The sequence below is a fragment of the Glutamicibacter sp. BSL13 genome, assembly GCF_052928425.1.
Genome location: NZ_JAVGCZ010000069.1, coordinates 1 through 14,795, shown reverse-complemented (window position 1 = coordinate 14,795; position 14,795 = coordinate 1). Strand labels below are relative to the sequence as shown.

At 68.4% G+C, this 14,795-nt stretch carries 13 protein-coding genes; 6 read left to right on the top strand and 7 right to left on the bottom strand.

Going from position 1 to position 14,795, the window contains the following annotated elements:
- The 4 genes from RCJ92_RS11500 to RCJ92_RS11485 all read right to left on the bottom strand — a co-directional run.
- The coding region (locus tag RCJ92_RS11500) for a glycosyltransferase (RefSeq protein ID WP_446754636.1) at positions 1–411 on the bottom strand (411 nt) is incomplete at its 3' end.
- Positions 408–1,421 (bottom strand): glycosyltransferase, encoded by a 1,014-nt coding sequence (locus RCJ92_RS11495; protein WP_138926865.1) that lies wholly within the window; start codon positions 1,419–1,421, stop codon positions 408–410. The genes RCJ92_RS11495 and RCJ92_RS11500, both read right to left, overlap by 4 nt.
- Complete coding sequence (locus RCJ92_RS11490; protein WP_446754635.1) at positions 1,418–2,506, bottom strand: glycosyltransferase family 9 protein; 1,089 nt, start codon at positions 2,504–2,506, stop codon at positions 1,418–1,420. The genes RCJ92_RS11495 and RCJ92_RS11490 overlap by 4 nt, the downstream gene beginning before the upstream one ends.
- Positions 2,503–3,069, bottom strand: coding sequence for a D-glycero-alpha-D-manno-heptose-1,7-bisphosphate 7-phosphatase (locus RCJ92_RS11485; protein WP_446754634.1), 567 nt, complete (start codon positions 3,067–3,069; stop codon positions 2,503–2,505). The genes RCJ92_RS11490 and RCJ92_RS11485 overlap by 4 nt, the downstream gene beginning before the upstream one ends.
- A gap of 161 nt (positions 3,070–3,230) precedes the next feature.
- Between RCJ92_RS11485 and RCJ92_RS11480 the strand changes: the two genes are divergently transcribed.
- The gene (locus RCJ92_RS11480; RefSeq protein WP_446754633.1) at positions 3,231–4,244 is read left to right on the top strand and encodes a glycosyltransferase family 9 protein; all 1,014 of its coding nucleotides are present in this window, start codon (positions 3,231–3,233) and stop codon (positions 4,242–4,244) included.
- A gap of 21 nt (positions 4,245–4,265) precedes the next feature.
- On the opposite strand, the gene RCJ92_RS11475 is transcribed toward RCJ92_RS11480, so the two are convergent.
- From RCJ92_RS11475 to RCJ92_RS11465, 3 genes are all read right to left on the bottom strand, one after another.
- Positions 4,266–4,988: a hypothetical protein gene (locus RCJ92_RS11475; protein ID WP_446754632.1), complete on the bottom strand. Its 723-nt coding sequence runs from the start codon at positions 4,986–4,988 to the stop codon at positions 4,266–4,268.
- A gap of 18 nt (positions 4,989–5,006) precedes the next feature.
- Positions 5,007–5,801, bottom strand: coding sequence for a sigma-70 family RNA polymerase sigma factor (locus RCJ92_RS11470; RefSeq protein ID WP_138926861.1), 795 nt, complete (start codon positions 5,799–5,801; stop codon positions 5,007–5,009).
- A 494-nt stretch (positions 5,802–6,295) separates the two neighbouring features.
- Positions 6,296–6,997, bottom strand: coding sequence for a PepSY domain-containing protein (locus tag RCJ92_RS11465; RefSeq protein WP_446754631.1), 702 nt, complete (start codon positions 6,995–6,997; stop codon positions 6,296–6,298).
- Between the two features lie 474 nt (positions 6,998–7,471).
- Between RCJ92_RS11465 and RCJ92_RS11460 the strand changes: the two genes are divergently transcribed.
- The 5 genes from RCJ92_RS11460 (at position 7,472) to RCJ92_RS11440 (ending at position 14,744) form a co-directional block, all read left to right on the top strand.
- The gene (locus tag RCJ92_RS11460; protein ID WP_054821614.1) at positions 7,472–7,957 is read left to right on the top strand and encodes a nucleoside deaminase; all 486 of its coding nucleotides are present in this window, start codon (positions 7,472–7,474) and stop codon (positions 7,955–7,957) included.
- A 368-nt stretch (positions 7,958–8,325) separates the two neighbouring features.
- On the top strand, positions 8,326–9,837 hold the full coding sequence (locus RCJ92_RS11455; RefSeq protein ID WP_446754630.1) for a xanthine dehydrogenase small subunit: 1,512 nt from the start codon (positions 8,326–8,328) through the stop codon (positions 9,835–9,837).
- Positions 9,834–12,194 carry a xanthine dehydrogenase molybdopterin binding subunit gene (xdhB, locus tag RCJ92_RS11450; protein WP_446754629.1) on the top strand — a complete coding sequence of 787 codons (2,361 nt, stop codon included), beginning with the start codon at positions 9,834–9,836 and terminating at the stop codon, positions 12,192–12,194. The genes RCJ92_RS11455 and xdhB overlap by 4 nt, the downstream gene beginning before the upstream one ends.
- Positions 12,191–13,057: a xanthine dehydrogenase accessory protein XdhC gene (gene xdhC / locus RCJ92_RS11445; protein ID WP_446754628.1), complete on the top strand. Its 867-nt coding sequence runs from the start codon at positions 12,191–12,193 to the stop codon at positions 13,055–13,057. Before xdhB ends, xdhC begins: the two co-directional genes overlap by 4 nt.
- 142 nt (positions 13,058–13,199) lie before the next feature.
- Positions 13,200–14,744 carry a nucleobase:cation symporter-2 family protein gene (locus tag RCJ92_RS11440; protein WP_171021176.1) on the top strand — a complete coding sequence of 515 codons (1,545 nt, stop codon included), beginning with the start codon at positions 13,200–13,202 and terminating at the stop codon, positions 14,742–14,744.
- Positions 14,745–14,795 lie beyond the last annotated feature (51 nt).

The following is a 14,795-nucleotide window of genomic DNA, read 5'->3' as shown; positions in this document are numbered from 1 at the left end:
GGTGCCCAGCGCGTGGAAGGTCTGGGCCACCGCCACCGGCGCCTCGGCCAGGCAGGCGGCCTGCAGTGCGGCCAGCCCGGACATCCAGAAGTGCCCGTGCACCACCGCCGGGGGTGTGGTGCCCCAGTCGGCGGCCACCGCGCGGGCCAGTTCCCCCATGTAGGGCAGGATCAGGTCCTTGGAGATCGGCTCGGGCGGCCCGGCATCCACGTGCACCACCTCGAAGCCCTGGCACACCTGTACCCGTTCGGGCAGCTTCGGATCATCGCGGCGGGTGTACACGCTCACCTGGTGCCCGCGTTCGGCCAGCGCCGTGGACAGCGCCGCAACATGCACGTTCTGCCCTCCGGCGTCCACGCCGCCGATGGCGGCCAGGGGGCTGGCATGCTCGGAAATCATTGCGATTTTCATGGGGTTGATCCTTCCGTCAATTCTTCGGCAAGCTGCGTGGAACGCACATCGCCCACCTCGGCCAGCACGGTGTCCCAGCGGGTCAGGAACCGCTGCAGGCCGTAGTGCTTCAGCGCGAATTCGCGCGCCGCCCGGCCGCGGGCCACCGCCTCCTGCGGGTCGTTGAGCAGCACCCGCGCGGTGCGCTGCAGTTCGGCGACGTCGCTGCTGACCATCCCGGCCTCGGGCGGTACCGCCCGGAACGCCTCGGTGGCCCCCAGCGCCAGCACCGGCATGCCCAGGTGCATCGCCTCCAGCAGCGCCAGACCCAGCGAGGTCCAGCGGAAGGGGTGCAGGTAGGCGCGGGCCTGGCCGAGCATCCCGTGCAGCTGGGCCGGGTTCACGTCCCCGCGGATGATCAGCTGCCCCTCGGGCAGCTGCAGGGCCTCGGGCAGCTTCTTGGTGCCTATTCCGTACACCTCCAGCGGGGCGATCTGCGCGAAGCCGGGCAGCAGGTCGGTGCCGGTGACCCGCCAGCGGCGCACCGGTTCGTTGATCGCCACCCCCAGGGTCGGGTTCGTGCCGGTGTACTGGTAACCCGGGTCCACGATGCCGTGCTCAATGACCAGGGTGCGGGCCCGCCCGCAGTCCCAGAACAGCCGGTTGAAGTGGGTGACGTGCACGATCGGGATGTCGCTGCGCTCGGCCAGCGGGTGCACCGAGTTCGGCACGTTCCCGCTCTTGGGGGTGTTGTGCTCCAGGAAGACCGCCGGCAGCTCGCTGCCCGGCGCCCGGCCGGTGAGCCGGTGCACCTCGGCCAGCTCCTCGGGCCGCTGCAGCACCACCACGTCAATGTGTTCCTCGGCCAGCTGCTCCTGGCTGACTTCCCTTACCGAGGCCGGCCAGTCCCGGCCCCCGGTGCCCAGCCCCCAGGCGTCACGCTGCGCGTTGACCGGGACCAGGTATTCATGCGGTCCGTGCACGAAGGAGTCCATCCATCCGCCGTGCACATGCCAGATCAGGATTTTCACGATCTCTTCCTTTCGTTCTCAACGACCTCGTTGCCGCGGCGCAGCTGGCGGCGCGTGGTGAAGGACGCGACGCCGGAACCCAGCCGCTGCACCGCGGCGAACACCTCTTCGGGGGTGACCTGTGTCAGGCAGGGGTGGCCAGGGACCGGACATTCGCGGGCCCGGCTCAGGGCGCAGGGGGCCTGCTGGTCCCCGAGCAGCTCCACCGCCACCTTGTACGGCGCCCAGCGGATCGCCGGGACCACCGGGGAGAACAGGCTGGCCACCGGGGTGCCCACGGCAGCGGCCAGGTGCGCGGGCCCGGTGTTGCCGGTGACCACCACCTCGGCCCCGGCCAGCACGCCGCCCAGGGTGTGGAAGTCGGTGGCCCCGCCCAAGTCCAGTCCGGCGGTGCCGGCCACGGTGGCGGTCAACTGGCGTTCGGAGGGGCCGCCGGTGACCACCGGCAGCCAGCCGGCCGCGTCCAGCAGCTCCACCAGCGCCGCGTGGTGCAGGGCCGGCCAGGTGCGCGCCGGCACGGCGGCGCCCGGGTGGATGACCACATAGGGTTTGGTTCCGGTCAGGTGCCGGGTATCGGGGATGTCCCGCACCGCCAGCGCCCCGTCATCCCCGGCAGGCAGCCGGTAGCCGGCGGCCTCGGCGATCCCCAGGGCGCGCAAAGCCTCGGGCTGGTCCTCGGCAAAGTCCTCGCCGGGGCGCAACCGCACATCCAGCAGCGAGCCGGGATAGTCAACCGAGGCCCCGGTGATGCGCGGCACCCCGGCCAGGCGCAGCAGCAGCGCGAGCGGCAGCGGGGACTGGTGGAAGGAGGTGAGGATGAGCGCCTCGTCGAATTGCCGTTCGGCCAGGAAGTCACGCAACGGCTGCAGGTGCTCATCGGTGGCCGCCGGCGCCGGGGCGGTGATCCAGGGGCTGTTGAAGGTGAAGACCTCATCCACTCCCGGCAGGGAGCGGGCCGCGGCCTGGCCCTGCGGGCCGCACAGGTAGCTGACCCGGGTGTCGGCGGCGGCGACGGCGTGCACCGCAGGTCCGCTGAGCAGCACGTCCCCGGCCGAGTCCAGCCGGGCCACCAGTACCCGCCTCATGCCCGGCCTCCCGCGCCCTGGTCGGCCGGGGCCGGGATCCCGCCCAGCAGCCGCATGGCCTCGGCGAGGCTGCCGGCCACCAGGTCGGCATCGCGTACCTCCTCGGGCCGGGTGACTGCGGTGGGCACCAGCACCCCGCGTGCCCCGGCGGCCTTGGCCGCCGCGACGTCCGCGCCGATGTCCCCGACCACGGCCACCTCCCAGGGCTCCAGCCCCAGTTCCTCGCACGCCCGGTGCACCATCCCGGGGGCGGGCTTGCGGCACCGGCAGCGGTCCTCGGGGCCGTGCGGGCAGAACTGGAACGTGTCAAAGGGGCCGAGCAGTTCACTGACCCGGGCGTTGACCGCGGCCACCTGCTCTGCGCTGATCAGCCCGCGTGCGATGCCCGACTGGTTGCTGATGACCCCGCAGCGCACCCCGGACGCGCGCAGCGCCTGCAGCACCTGGCCGGCGCCGGGCACCGGCCGCACCAGATCGGGGTCGCCGTTGTACGGCACGTCCACGACCAGCGTGTCATCGCGGTCGAAGAGCACCGCCCGGGGAAAAACTGTTTCATTGCCCATACGACCTGAGGTACCCGTCACACCGGGGGATAATCAGCCGAGAAGAACTTCTTTGGGTTCTCCCAGCTTCTGTGAATTTTTAGGAAATGTGTGCTTCCCTTGGGATTTGCCTGAAACCGTATGGCACAAACCGGTGCCGGTCAGCGACGGATCGCCGGGAAATGCCGCACGGATTGGGCTGTACTCAAGCGTCGCGAAAGGAGCATCCGGTGGGTGAGAAGAAGGATGAAGTGCTGGTGTTGCGGGCACTGAAGCTGGGCGACCTGCTGGTCGCGGTCCCGGCCCTGCGGGCGCTGCGCCGCGCCTTCCCCGAACACCGGATCACCTACGCCGCCCAGTCCTGGCTGCGCCCCATCGTGGACCTGGTGGGCGGCATCGAGCTGCTGGACACCCACGGCCTGGACGTGCCCATCGACCGGGCACCGGGCAGCGTGGATGTGGCGGTGAACCTGCACGGCAACGGCCTGGAGAGCCGTTCGCGCATTGCCGCCCTGGAGGCCAACCGGGTGATAGGTCACCGGGCCGACGGCCAGCAGGGCCCGGAATGGGACCCGGACGCCCACGAACGGGTGCGCTGGAGCCAGCTGGTGCAGTGGCATGGCATCCCATCCGACCCGGCCGACTACTTGCTGCTGCGCCCCGCCGCGCCCAGCCCGGCCCCCGGGGCCGTGGTCATCCACCCGGGCGCCGCCTACGGCAGCCGGCACTGGCCGGTGGAGCGCTTCGCTGCCGTCGCCGGCACCCTGCACGAGGCCGGGCACCAGGTGGTGTTCACCGGCAGCTCCTCCGAACGTCTGCGCGCGTTGGCCGTGGCGGAGGCCTGCGGGCTGGGGGAACAGGCGGTGCTGGCCGGCACGCTGGGGCTGGACGAGTTTGCCGCCCTGGTGGCCGAGGCTGCCTGCGTGGTCTCGGCCGACACCGGGGCCGCCCACCTGGCCTCCGCCTACCAGGTGCCCTCCGTGGTGCTCTTTGGCCCGGCCCCGGTCTCCTCCTGGGGCCCGCCCCCGGGTCCGCACGTGGTGCTCACCGATGAGAGCCTGCGCCGCGGGGAAACCTTCGCCACCGACCCCGACCCGGCCCTGCTGGCGGTGCAGAGCGAAGATGTCATCCAGGCGCTGCGGGGACTGGGGATCCTGCAGGACGCCGGCCGCGCGCAGATACTGCCGGGCAGCTAAGCGCCGTCCGGGGCCCGGGACCTAGCGCTGCTCCGGTTCCTGGCCCATATTCCGCTCGGCCGCTTCCTCGCTGCGCAGGAAAAACGCGCCCAGCGACCCGGCCAGGGTGGCGAACACCGCGACCGAATACACGGCCAGCACCACCTGCAGGATCCGGGAGAAGGGGTCATCGGCGCTGATGCCCGAACCAGTGATGGTGGCCATGGCGGTCTCAAACAATGCCGTGGAGTACTGGGTATGGGAGCCCATTGCGTAGAGCAGCTGGCTGGCGGCCAGGATGACAATCGCGGTGAACGCGGCCAGCCAGGCGATCCGGCTGCTCAGCAGCCTTCCGGCCGACCTGGAGCCGCGCACCCCGGCGGATACGATCCCGCCCAGCCGGGCCACCCGCAGGGTGCGCACCGCCTGCAGGGCCCTTACAAAACGCAGGAACGGCACCAGCAGGAACAACACCTGCCACCAGTTGTGCCGCCAGAACGTTGCCTGGAAGCGGGCGATATACGCGCGCAACAGGAACTCCAGGACGAATACGACCCAGCAGATCCAGCCGGTAACGGCCAGTGCCTGGGCCCAGCGCGGTTCGGTGACCACCAGCTGCCCGAGCACCACAAAGAGGAAGAACACCCCCAACAAGCCCATGGGCCTATCCAGCCGGTCGGCCAGGTGCTCGGCGGCCCGGATCCGGGCTGCGCCCCGGTCCGGGAGGGCCGGATGCAATTCCCGGCGGTGCTCACGTGGTGCCACGGTGGTGCGGCGCCGCCCTTAGGCGACCCGGGGCCGGTGCTGGCGTGCCCGGGTGCCGCGCTCGCCGGCGGTGTGCGGAAATTGGGCAAGGATGTGGCGCTGCAGCTTTTGCAGGATCCGGGCCAGCGCCCGGGAGACCTGCACCTGGCTCATCCGCATCCGTTCACCGATGCGCTGCTGGCTTTCGTCCTCGAAATAGCGCAGGCGCAGCATCAGCTTCTCATCGGGGTCCAGCTGACGCAGGGCCCCGGAAAGCATCAGTGAATCATCCAGTGCCGCGAACTCGTCATTGCAGGCATCGGGCAGCTGTTCTTCCAAGGTGCGCCCGTTGTGCACCACATCCAGCGAATCCGGGTGGCGGCCCGATTGGGACACCACCGCCTCGGCGACCCGGGGGATCGGCTGGCCCAGGTGAGCCGCCAGTTCATGCAGACGCGGTTCACGGCCCAGCACCTGGCACAACAGCGGATGTTCACGCCGGATTTCTATCTGCAGCTCCTGGACTTCGCGCGGCGGCTGGATCACCCAGGAGTGGTCGCGCAGGTAGCGTTTGAGCTCCCCGGTGATGGTGGGGCGGGCGAAGGCCACGAAATTGGAGTTCAGGCGCGGGTCGAAGCGGCGGGCCGCCTTGACCAGGGCCAGTCGGGCCACCTGGATCAGGTCCTCCAGGTCCGGGCCGTGCTGGCCCATCTGCCGGGCAATGCCGTCGGCCAGCGGCAGGTATTCGTGCACCGCCTGCTCCTCGGTCGCGGTGCGCAGCGCGCCCTTGGGGGCGGTGGCGGTGCCCACCTCTGCGCTCCGGTGCTGTGTCACTGGCTTCCTTCCCTTCCTGCTGCTGGCGCCTGCTGTTGCGGCCGAACCGTACCGATTACTGGTCTCGGTCCCCGATGGCCGATGGATTTTTCGGGATGCTCCGCGGCTTCCGTTTCATCCCGCCAACAAGCTAGCCCCCTGCGCCAATCGGCGGGGAGCGCTTTAGGAGAGTTCTAAGGTCGCCGTCCTGCGGGGAGCGCAACGCGGGCCGGCGCGGTGCCGGGGCGGGCGGGGAGGGACACTGCTGCTTCCCCGCAAACAAGCGCTTCGACGCTGGAAGAGAGTGCGGTTTTGAAGAGCTAGCGCATTTGCGCCGTTTTGCCAAGGGCGCCCGGCCGGTTCTATATCGGGTCCGTGGCCAGGCGAGCGGCAACAGCGGTCAAAGGCACAGCCATGCCCTGTCCCCAAGGGGAACAGGGCATGGCTGTGTGGGCAGTGTGTACGTCCCCTCGGTCCGGCCCATCGCCGGCGGCGGAACCTGACCGCTAGGGGGCTTAGTCGTCGCCGGAAACCAGCTTTCCGCTGATGGCATCGACCTTGATCTCGCGGTCCTCGTTCGCGCCGTCCGGGGTGATGTCGAATTCGTAGCGCGGCCCGGCGGACCTGCCTTCCAGCTTCCACTTGTTCACCGCCCCGGCCTGTTCCTGCTGTGCGGTCTTCATCGCATCGTCCAGGGAGACGACCTTGTCCAGGTCCAGGCGCTTCTTGTCCTTCTCGGTGCCGCGCTCATCATCATCCAGATCATCGGTTTCCTCATTGATCACTTCCCCGGAGTTCGCATCAATGTGGGTCTCGTACTTCTGGGTGTCGTTGATGACCTCGACCTTGTAGGCATACCGTCCGGCGTCATTGGCCTCCAGCTCAATCTTCGAGACCTCGCCGGAGAACTTCTTCTTCGCGCTGTCCACCGCATCCTGCCAGGACGTGTCGAAACTGGTTTGGGACAGGTCGCTCTTCTGCGAGCCCGGACTCTGCGATTCCGGGCTCTGCGTGGCCGAACCGGTCGGGGAGGCGGAGGACTGCGAGGCATCTTCGGTGGGGGACGCGCTGGTGCTGGGTGCCGCCGCCTGGCTGCTGGTGGCCGTCGTTGGTTCGGGACTGTCACCGGTGTTGCCGGAACATCCGGAGGCCAGCAAGGCAGTGGCGAACGCGAACGTGAGCACTGTCGTGGTCTTCTTCATGGCACTGGTTTTCATGATTCGCTCCCTAATTCCCTGGGAAGGCCCAACATTAAAAATGCGGGACTTCATGTCTCGGATCGGTTCATTGCCGGGTCGCCGCGGGAAGCCCGCCGCCGGGTCATCCCCCGGCCGGTTCACCGGCCTGGTCGCGCGGTGCCGCCTTTAGCGAGCACCCAAGGCCATGTTTTCCACTGGTTCCCCGACAGGTCAAGCACCGGCGGGACTCTGGCAGTCAGCGTCCACCTGGCGTTCATCCGCTGGCCGTGCCGGTGCCATGCGTCCGGGTGTGCACCGGTACGACGAAGCGAGGTAACGACACAATATGGCGTGGCTCACAGTGGACTGCTACCCTCGGATCATGGCTACGGCGGGCCCCGGATCAGGGGCTATCTACCGGGCATGCTGTTGAACCTACCGAGTTGGTGGGCTGAGTTGCTGTCCGTATCCGGCGGCATGCCGGCCTGCCGTGCGAGCCGCGAGGAGCCCCAGATGAGTGCGACCATTGCCGACCAGAAGTACCTGTCAATGGCCATTGACATCGCCAGTAACAATGTCAAGAACAGCGGTGGCCCCTTTGGCGCGCTGATCCTGGCGCCCGACGGGCGCACCTTTGAAGGCGTCAACCGGGTCACCGCGAACAACGACCCCACCGCCCATGCCGAAGTGGTCGCCATCCGCGCCGCGGCCGAGCAAATGGGCACCTTCACCCTGGCTGGCTGCATCCTCTACACCAGTTGCGAGCCCTGCCCGATGTGCCTGGCCTCCGCGCTCTGGGCCCGCGTCGACCGGGTCGTATTCGCCGCGGACCGCCATGACGCCGAACGCTCCGGCTTCGATGACGCGGTGTTCTATGACTACTTTGGCCCCGATTCGGATCGCTCCCTGATGCCGGTGGAACGCCAGCTGTTCGAGGCCGAAGAGCACCTGCAGCCGTTCGAGATCTGGGATGGCCTGGAAGTGCGCACGGAATACTAAGCCGTCGCTGCCGGCAGGCCGCTGGCGTCACGAACGTCCTCCGGAAGCAGCGAACCATGGTGCACCAAAGCCTGCTGTGATATGCTTCACAACAATCGTTTGAAATCGATTTCTCGCGATCCGAAATTTCTTGGAGGACCGTCATGGGTGGATCCGTTGTCTGGGCGAAGGGACAGATTGCCCACGGAGCTTAACGGCGCCAGCGCGCCGCCAGCCAGTTTTCCGTTGAGTCATTGAACTCCGGCCACCCAACTGGTGCCCAGGCCGCTGCCTGCCCCTTCGCCGAACGCGTTGCCCCGGCGAAGATGACCACCAGCTCACTTTCACCCACTGTGCTTCCCTCTCTGGGGAAGTAGGAGGCAAGCGGCATGACCGCCGAGATCACTGAACAAACCCGGTGCCAGGTCACCGTTAATGGAACCGCCCGCGAATTCACCGGCCCACCGCACACCAACGCGCTGAACTTCCTGCGCGGCGAGGGGCTGACCGGAGCCAAGGAAGGCTGCGCCGAAGGCGAATGCGGCGCCTGCGCCATCCTGGTCGCCCGCCCCGACGGGCAGGGCACCCGCTGGACCGCACTGAACTCCTGCCTGCTGCCGGCCGCGGCGCTGGACGGACAGGAAGTGCTCACCGCGGAAGGCCTGGGTGGACCGGGCGACCTGCACCCGGTCCAGGAACAGCTGGCCGAACGCGGCGGCTCCCAGTGCGGCTACTGCACGCCCGGATTCGTATGCAGCATGGCCGCCGAATACTACCGCCCCGAACGCGCCGAACCGTCCCGGAACGCCGAACACGACGGCCAGCTGGCCGAGCACGAATGCGGACCCAACGGGTTTGACCTGCATGCCCTGTCCGGCAACCTGTGCCGCTGCACCGGCTACCGTCCGATCCGGGACGCCGCCTACGCGCTGGGGCAGCCGGAGGCCGGGGACGAACTGGCCCTGCGCCGTCAGCAGGCCGCACCGGCACCGGCCGTCACCGACCTTTATAGGGCCGACACCCCCACCGGTGAACCCGGACGCTATCGCCGGCCGGCCAGCCTGGAGCAGGCGCTGCAGATCCTGGCCGAGGAACCCGACGTGCTGCCCATTGCCGGTGGCACCGACTGGGGTGTGGAGGTCAACCTGAAGGGAGCCCGGGCCCGCTCGCTGCTGGCCATCGACCGGCTGGCCGAACTGCGCCAGATCCAGGTGCGCCAGGACCGAATCGTGATCGGCGCGGCCTGCACGCTGAGCGAACTGGAACGCGGGCTGGCCGGGCGCGTCCCGCTGCTGGGCCAGCTGTTCGGGCAGTTCGCCTCCAGGCTGATCCGCAACGGGGCCACCATCGGCGGCAACCTGGGCACCGGCTCACCCATCGGGGACACCCCGCCGGCGCTGCTGGCCCTGGAGGCCGAACTGGTGCTCAGCTCCACCGCCGGGCAGCGGATGGTGCCGCTGTCCCAGTACTTCACCGGGTACCGGCAAACGGTCAAGGCCCCCGAGGAACTGATCACCGCCATCAGCATCCCGTCGCCGCTGGCGCCGCTGACCTCCTTCCAGAAGATCGCCAAGCGCCGCTTCGACGACATCTCCAGCGTCGCCATCGGCTATGCCGTGGACGTCCAGGACGGGGTCATCACCAAGGCCCGCATCGGGCTGGGCGGGGTGGCCGCCACCCCGCTGCGCGCCACCGCCACCGAGGCCATGCTCGAAGGCCGCCCCTGGCAGCTGGAGACCCTGCACGCCGCGGCCGAGGTCATGGCTCAGGAGGGAACCCCCATGGATGATCACCGCGCCAGCTCAAACTACCGCAAGGCCATGCTCGGCTCCTCCCTGGAGCGCTTCTTTGCCCAGCAGCTTGGCCGCACCCCAGCTTCGAAGGGAGAGCACCACTCATGAGCCAGCTATCGCAGCGCCCCACCGGGGCCATTGTCGGCGAAAGCCACCCGCACGAATCCGCTCTCGCGCACGTGACCGGCACCGCCCTGTACACCGATGACCTGTACCAGCGGATGGTCGGCGTGCTGCACGCCTACCCGGTGCAGTCCACCCACGCCCACGCCCGAATCCTGAGCCTGGACCCCACCCCGGCCCTGAAGGTCCCCGGTGTGGTCAGGGTCATCACCGCCGCGGACATCCCCGGGGTGAACGACCAGGGCACGAAGCATGACGAGCCGATGATCCCACCCGAAGAAGTCATGTTCTACGGCCAGGCGGTGGCCTGGGTTCTCGGTGAAGACCTGGAGGCCGCCAAGGCCGGGGCCGCCGCCGTTGCGGTGGACTACGAGCCGCTGCCCTCGCTGATCACGTTGTCCGAGGCGATTGCCGCCGAAAGCTTCCATGGCATCCAACCGGTGATCAACAAGGGTGAACCCGGGGCCGCGCTGGCGGAGGCGGCACACGTGTTCGAGGGGGACTTTGAGTTCTCCGGGCAGGAACACTTCTACCTGGAAACCCAGAACTCGCTGGCCTACGTGGATGAGGGCGGGCAGCTGATGATCCAGTCCTCCACCCAGCACCCCACCGAAACCCAGGACATCGTCTCGCACGTGCTGGATCTGCCGGCCCACCAGATCACCGTTCAGGTGCTGCGCATGGGCGGGGCGTTCGGCGGGAAGGAAATGCAGTCCCACGGCTATGCGGCCCTGGCCGGGCTGGGGGCGCTGCTCACCGGCCGGCCGGTGCGGGTGCGCCTGGACCGCACCCTGGACATGACCATGACCGGCAAACGCCACGGCTTCTACGCCAGCTGGAAGATCGGGTTCGACCAGGACGGCCGGATCCTGGGGCTGGATGCCACTCTGACCTCCGATGGCGGGTGGAGCCTGGACATGTCCGAACCGGTGCTCACCCGCGCACTGTGCCACATCGACAACGCCTACTGGATCCCGAACATCCGGGTGCACGGGCGGGTGGCCAAATGCCACAAGACCTCCCAAACCGCGTTCCGCGGCTTCGGCGGGCCGCAGGGCATGCTCATCATGGAAGACATCCTGGGCCGGGTGGCACCGCAGCTGGGGATCCCGGCGCGTGAGCTGCGCCGGCGAAACTTCTACACCCAGGGGCAGGACACCCCCTACTACCAGCCGGTGCGCCACGCCGAGCGCATCGACGCCGTGTGGCAGCAGGTACTCGACGAGGCAGATATCGTCCGCCGGGAAAAGGAAATCGCCGAATTCAATGCCGGCACTGAGCACACCAAGCGTGCGCTGGCGCTGACCCCGGTCAAGTTCGGGATCTCCTTCAACCTCACCGCCTTCAACCAGGGCGGGGCCCTGGTGCTGGTCTACAAGGACGGTACCGTGCTGGTGAACCACGGCGGCACCGAGATGGGCCAGGGCCTGCACCAAAAGATCCTGCAGGTCGCCGCGACCAGCCTGGGGGTGCCGCTGTCCACGGTGCGCATCGCCGCGACCCGCACCGACAAGGTGCCCAACACCTCGGCCACCGCAGCCAGCTCCGGCAGCGACCTGAACGGCGGGGCGGTGAAGGACGCCTGTGAACAGATCCAGGCCCGGCTGGCGCAGGTCGCCGCCGTGCAGTTGGGCGTGCCGGCCCATGAGGTCCGCTTCCAGAGCGGGATCATCACCGGCCTGAGCACCAAGAAAACCCTGGAATGGGGCGAACTGGTGCGCACCGCCTACTTCCAGCGCATCCAGCTCTCCGCCGCCGGCTTCTACCGCACGGAGGGGCTGCACTGGGACCTGGGCGCGATGCGCGGGGAGCCATTCAAGTACTTCGCCTGCGGGGCCGCCGCCACCGAGGTGGAGGTCAGCCGCTTCGACGGCTCCTACACGGTGCGCCGCGTGGACATCGTGCACGACGTGGGGGACTCGCTCTCCCCGATGATCGACGTGGGACAGATTGAGGGCGGGTTCGTGCAGGGCCTGGGTTGGCTCACCCTGGAGGACCTGCGCTGGGACACCAGCGACCGGCCCACCCGGGGCCGGCTGGCCACCCAGGCGGCCAGCACCTACAAGATCCCCAGCTTCTCCGAAATGCCCGAGACCTTCAATGTGGCCCTGCTGGACAAGGCCCACGAGGAAGGGGCGGTCTACGGCTCCAAGGCGGTGGGTGAACCGCCGTTCATGCTCGCCTTCTCCGTGCGGGAGGCGCTGCGCCAGGCGGTCGCGGCCTTCGCCGCTGCCGGAACCGGGGTGCAGCTGGCCTCCCCGGCCACCCCGGAAGCCGTCTACTGGGCCATTGACGCGGTCCGCCAGCGCGCCGCATCCCCGGCGGTGAGCCTGACGCCATGACCTGGATGCAGGATCTGTCCCGGCTGCGTGAGCAGCGCACCCCGGCCGTGCTGGTGACCGTCGCAGCCGTGCGCGGTCACGCCCCGCGCGAGGCCGGGGCCAAGATGGTGGTCACCGCCGAGGCGATCTTCCAGACCATCGGCGGCGGCAACCTGGAGATGAGCATGATCACCCGGGCCCGGCAGCTGCTGGCGGAGGGAGGCAGCGAACCGCAGATATTCACGCTGCGGCTAAACGACAAGGCCCCGGCCACCTACGGCCGGCAGTGCTGTGGAGGAGAGGTGACCATCTTGCTTGAACCCCAGGCGGTGCCCACTGCGGTGGCGATCTTCGGGGTCGGGAACGTGGGCATGGAACTGGCCCGCATCCTGGCCCGCCACGACATGGAACTGTACCTGAGCGACTCCCGGCCCGAACAGCTGGAGCAGTTGGCGGCCCTGGAACCCCCGGTGGCCCGCCTCCACGCCCAGCCGGCGCTGCTGGGGGAGGAGGTCCTGACCCGTTTGCCGGCCGGAACCCATGTTTTGATCATGACCCACGACCACGCCGAGGACTTCCACCTGTGCGATGCGGCCCTGCGCCGCACGGACCTCGGCTCGGTGGGGCTGATCGGCTCCAATGCCAAATGGCAGCGATTCCGCAAAAACCTTGCGGCCAGCGGCCATGAAGAGCACGACATCCAAAGAATCGACTGCCCCATCGGGCTGCCGCAGGTGGCCGGGAAAACCCCGGCCACCATCGCGGTCAGTGTCGCCGCCGACCTGCTGGCCCGGCTCAGCCGGGCGGCAGCACCGACCAACGCCACAGAACCAACGTCCCACACGGACAGCCACCCAAGGGCCGAACAACCAGCGGCCTGCTGATAACCCAATAACCCGTCTTCAACGCCCGGCCTTGAGGAGCCGTGCGCTCTTTGGCGATGCCAAAAACACCGGCAACACCCCTTCTACCGTCTTCACCATTAACCGTCATCACCAACCACACCACCATCACTAGGAGGTCATAGTGGGTGCACTACAAGGCAAGGACATCAAGGGCAGACGCCCGGAAGATGAGAAGCTGCCGCTGGGCCGCAGCTTCGCCTATGGTCTGCAGCATGTGCTGACCATGTACGGCGGGATCATCGCCCCGCCGCTGATCGTTGGCGGGGCCGCCGGCCTGAGCAGCGCCGAAATCGGTGTGCTGGTGGCCAGCTGCCTGTTCATCGGCGGGCTGGCCACCATCCTGCAGACCATTGGCATCCCGTTCTTCGGGGCCCAGCTGCCTCTGGTGCAGGGGGTCTCCTTCGCCTCGGTCGCCACCCTGGTGGCCATCGTCAACGGCGGTGGGGGCATGCCTGCGGTCTTCGGCGCGGTGTTGGTCGCCTCGCTCATCGGGTTCATCATCGCCCCGTTCTTCGCCCGGATCATCCGGTTCTTCCCGCCGGTGGTCACCGGCGTGGTGATCACCATGATCGGGCTGTCGCTGACCCCGGTGGCGGCGAACTGGGCCATGGGCGGGGACGCGAGTGCGCCGGAATACGGCAGCCTGGCCAACATCGGGCTGGCCGCGCTGACCCTGGCCATCGTCCTGCTGCTGTCCAAGATCGGTTCTCCGGGCATCTCCCGGCTCTCGATCCTGCTGGCCATCGTCATCGGCACCATCATCGCGGCACTGACCGGGATGGCGGACTTCTCCAAGGTCGGCGAGGGCGCGTTCTTCGCCTTCCCGCAGCCGCTGGCCTTCGGCTGGCCGGTGTTTGAAATCGGCGGGATCATCTCGATGACCATCGTGGTGCTGGTGACCCTGACCGAAACCACTGCCGACATCCTGGCGGTGGGTGAGATTGCCAAGACCAAGGTGAACTCAAAGCGCATCGCCGACGGGCTGCGCGCGGACATGGCCTCCTCGGTGCTGGCCCCGATCTTCAACACCTTCACCCAGACGGCGTTCGCGCAGAACGTGGGCCTGGTGGCCATCACCGGTGTCACCAGCCGGTTCGTGGTGGCCGCCGGCGGCGGCATCCTGGTGGTCCTGGGCCTGCTGCCGGTGCTGGGCCGGGTGGTGGCCGCGGTGCCGGCACCGGTGTTGGGTGGCGCAGGCATCGTCCTGTTCGGCACGGTGGCCGCCTCGGGCATCCGCACCCTGTCCAGCGTGAAGTATGACGGGCTGAACCTGGTGGTGGTGGCCGCCTCCATCGCGTTTGGCTGCCTGCCCATCGTCAGTCCCGGCATCTACCAGAACTTCCCGGAATGGTTCGCCACCATCTTCGACTCGGGGATCTCCTCGGCCGCACTGATGGCCGTGCTGCTGAACCTGTTGTTCAATGAGATGAAATTCGGGACCCCGGCCAAGGACGCCTCCGTGTTTGCCGCCGCCCCACCGCGCATGGTGCGGGAGGAAGAAGTGTGCGGCCTGCTGGACGGGGACTACTTCGCCTCCGGGAAGCTGGTCGACAAGGACGGGTACGAGGTACCGGTGGTCACCGAGGAGGAACTCCAGCAAATCCAGACCGGGGCGCTGCCGTTGCCGGAGCCGCGCAGGTTCCAGGCCGAGGTCGAGGAACGGTAAGCGGCGCGGGTCCGGCCCGTGAGAACGCCGAGACCCGGACCAAACCCGTGG

Excerpts from the sequence above, each read along its gene's own strand:
- RCJ92_RS11490 (WP_446754635.1), bottom strand. The coding sequence starts at position 2,506 with ATGAGGCGGGTACTGGTGGCCCGGCTGGACTCGGCCGGGGACGTGCTG.
- xdhC (WP_446754628.1), top strand. The coding sequence starts at position 12,191 with ATGACCTGGATGCAGGATCTGTCCCGGCTGCGTGAGCAGCGCACCCCG.
- RCJ92_RS11465 (WP_446754631.1), bottom strand. The coding sequence starts at position 6,997 with ATGAAAACCAGTGCCATGAAGAAGACCACGACAGTGCTCACGTTCGCG.
- RCJ92_RS11485 (WP_446754634.1), bottom strand. The coding sequence starts at position 3,069 with ATGGGCAATGAAACAGTTTTTCCCCGGGCGGTGCTCTTCGACCGCGAT.
- RCJ92_RS11480 (WP_446754633.1), top strand. The coding sequence starts at position 3,231 with ATGCCGCACGGATTGGGCTGTACTCAAGCGTCGCGAAAGGAGCATCCG.
- RCJ92_RS11455 (WP_446754630.1), top strand. The coding sequence starts at position 8,326 with ATGACCGCCGAGATCACTGAACAAACCCGGTGCCAGGTCACCGTTAAT.
- RCJ92_RS11460 (WP_054821614.1), top strand. The coding sequence starts at position 7,472 with ATGAGTGCGACCATTGCCGACCAGAAGTACCTGTCAATGGCCATTGAC.
- xdhB (WP_446754629.1), top strand. The coding sequence starts at position 9,834 with ATGAGCCAGCTATCGCAGCGCCCCACCGGGGCCATTGTCGGCGAAAGC.